Source organism: Tunicatimonas sp., from assembly GCF_049647865.1.
Classification (GTDB): domain Bacteria; phylum Bacteroidota; class Bacteroidia; order Cytophagales; family Cyclobacteriaceae; genus Tunicatimonas.
The window spans coordinates 1-2,290 of sequence record NZ_JBARYM010000350.1 but is presented as its reverse complement, the minus strand read 5'-3'; the positions used below and the strand labels follow the sequence as shown (position 1 = coordinate 2,290).

At 46.3% G+C, this 2,290-nt stretch carries 2 protein-coding genes; both read right to left on the bottom strand.

Going from position 1 to position 2,290, the window contains the following annotated elements:
* Window positions 1-102: 102 nt before the first annotated feature.
* Window positions 103-1,302 (bottom strand): THUMP-like domain-containing protein, encoded by a 1,200-nt coding sequence (locus WBA23_RS10450; RefSeq protein ID WP_424582223.1) that lies wholly within the window; start codon window positions 1,300-1,302, stop codon window positions 103-105.
* Window positions 1,302-2,290 (bottom strand): aspartate-semialdehyde dehydrogenase (locus tag WBA23_RS10445; protein ID WP_424582222.1); only part of this gene is annotated, 989 nt, incomplete at its 5' end. The genes WBA23_RS10445 and WBA23_RS10450, both read right to left, overlap by 1 nt.

The window sequence follows — 2,290 nt, the reverse complement described above, 5'->3', positions numbered from 1 at the left end:
GGGGGAACAGGTATACAGCCGAACACTTTTTCATAAAATCTGGCTAAGGCTTGCCAATTTGCAGCAATAATGTTGGTGTGGGCGTATTTAACTTTCAAAGCTCTATTTGTTATTAATCTTTCGAGTTAATAGAATGATACGCTCGTTAGCCCTTGTTCGGGTAGCCAATAAATACACATCGCCGCCTTCTTTCAATCCTAACTTCTTCCGAACAATAGTCACTGGGTCGCCGAAATTGCGCGTGGTGATATTTGCTTTTTTATCGGGAACATGCGCTTGAACCTCTTTTTTCCGATAGGAAAGGACTGCTTCCAGTTTAAATATTCGTCCGGGAAAATCGGCAACTAATTTCTCAGAAGTATATAGGTGCGTATTGGGATGCAGTTTAGCTAGATTCCACTGCTGGGCTATCATACGAAAAGCTCCCGCCTTCAGGATAGCAGCATTAGGCTCATAAATAAATCGCTGAGGTTCGGCAAAAGCGATAGTCGCTTCCGCTTCTTCTTGACGGGTAAAAACTAGCGGAGCTATACCGGAGGTAATATCAGTGGCGGTAATTTTGGGTAGTTCTTTTGCTGTGGCGGATAGCAGGTACAGCACTTCTTTGCACTCATTATTTACCGCCACTACGTGTATCTCCACTACTGAACCCAAATCCTCAGCAGCCTGATTGATATCTAGCATCGGTGATGTCTTAACCATTACCTGTTTCGCTTTCTTAAGAAGATAAGGAAGTAGTTGCGTTACATCGGGTGAGCAGTCTGATAGCCGAAATACTTTTTGATTAGCATCATTTCGCCGGGCCGGGTCAAGGTAGATCAGGTCTACTGAATTGACTGACGAGAGAAAAGTTGCTGCATCGCTAACGTGAGTTTGAACAGAGGAAGTGCCTAATTGACTAAAGTTATGCTGCTCAATAGCCGCTAACTGCGGATTTTGCTCAACGTAATCTGCTTGCTTAAACGATTGACTTAGATAGTAGGTATCAACTCCAGCTCCGCCGGTTAAATCAACCATCGTTTTACCGCTGACCAAGCTGCTTTTGTACTTAGCAGTAGCTTCGGAAGAACATTGTTCCATTGCTAACTGGGAAGGAAAGATAATTCCTTTAGTTTGATACCACTCCGGTAACTTGCCCTTCGCTTTCTTCCGAGCCTGAATTTGCTGGGCAACGAGCTGAATGGGAATATCCGGATAACGCTTGGTTTGAAGGGTTAACTGAAACGGATCGTCCGATTCATGCTCACGAATAAATTGCTGAACGTAGGGTTGTCTTAAAACAGTCCAGTCTTCGTTAGCCACTATCCTACCACCGCTGATTTGATCAGATTATTCTCTACTAGGTATTCGGCAATCTGTACCGCGTTGGTAGCCGCTCCTTTACGGAGGTTATCCGAGACCACCCACATATTGAGCGTATTGGGTTGGGTCTCATCCCGACGTAATCGTCCTACAAACACCTCATCTTTTTGGTGCGCCCAAATGGGCATCGGGTAGATATTATTTTTCACATCATCCTGAACCACGACGCCCGAAGTATTGGCCAGTAATTCCCGCACTTCATCCAGGTCAAAGTTTTGAGCAAACTCAACGTTTATCGCTTCCGAATGACCCCCCACTGCCGGAACGCGCACGGCAGTAGCAGTTACCCGAATGCTGTCGTCGCCGAAGATTTTTTTGGTTTCGTTCACCATTTTCATTTCTTCCTTGGTATAGCCGTTGTTAAAGAACACATCAATGTGGGGAAGAACGTTCATGTCGATGGGGTGCGGATACACTTTATTGCTTTCTTTCCCGGCTCGTTCGTTCATCAATTGGTCTACCGCCGCTTTTCCGCTTCCGGTCACCGATTGGTAGGTAGAAACCACTACGCGCTTTATCTGATACTTCTGGTGCAACGGAGCCAGTGCTACCACCATTTGAATAGTAGAGCAGTTAGGGTTCGCAATAATCCGGTCTTCTTCGGTCAGCACGTTGGCATTCACCTCCGGAACTACCAGTTTATTAGCAGGGTTCATTCGCCAAGCGGAAGAATTGTCCACCACAAAAGTACCTACTTCAGCGAATTTGGGAGCGTACTCTAGCGAAGTGGAACCTCCGGCGGAGAAAATAGCAATATCAGGCTGAGCTGCAATAGCATCTTCCATACTAACGACCGGATAGGATGCACCTTTAAATTCAATGGTCTTCCCTACTGACCGGGCCGAAGCAACCGGCAGCAGTTCGTCGAGCGGAAAGTTGCGTTGCGCTAAAACATTCAGCATTTCGGTACCCACCAATCCGGTAGCAC